Source organism: Arthrobacter cavernae (genome assembly GCF_017368795.1).
Taxonomy (GTDB): Bacteria; Actinomycetota; Actinomycetes; order Actinomycetales; family Micrococcaceae; genus Arthrobacter; species Arthrobacter cavernae.
In genome coordinates this window covers 1-395 of the sequence record NZ_JAFNLL010000089.1, presented here as the reverse complement: position 1 = coordinate 395, position 395 = coordinate 1, and the positions used below count along the sequence as shown (strand labels likewise).

The following is a 395-nucleotide window of genomic DNA, read 5'->3' as shown; positions in this document are numbered from 1 at the left end:
CGCACGGGGAAAGGGGACCCTGGCCCGTTCCCGTGCAAAGGCAACTCCACTGCTCTGCTTCAAGTCACAAAGTCAACAAGCCCGGGCCGCGGAACAAGTCTTGGAGCTCTTGGTGGGGCCAGATACAGCCGTCCAGCCGGGGCCAAAAAAGGTTGACATAGTCACTCATCCTTGCATCAGCGGCGGACCTCCCTGTTCAGACGAGGGAGCTTGCGTCCAGCGGTGCGCGGACGTCGGCCGGGGCCGGAAGGCCGGTGAGAGCTTCCTCGTAGAGCCGAAGGTGTTCGGAGACCATTCGGTTGGCGCTGAAGCGTGTTGCGGCCGCACGCCGGCATCCGCTGCGGTCCAGCGTTCCCGCCTCGTTGAGGGCTGCCGCGAGTTCGCGGATTCCGCCG

At 65.1% G+C, this 395-nt stretch carries 1 pseudogene; it reads right to left on the bottom strand.

What is annotated here, in order from left to right:
• Positions 1–196: 196 nt before the first annotated feature.
• Positions 197–395, bottom strand: a pseudogene (locus tag J1902_RS18855) (glycosyltransferase family 4 protein); the annotation flags it as partial.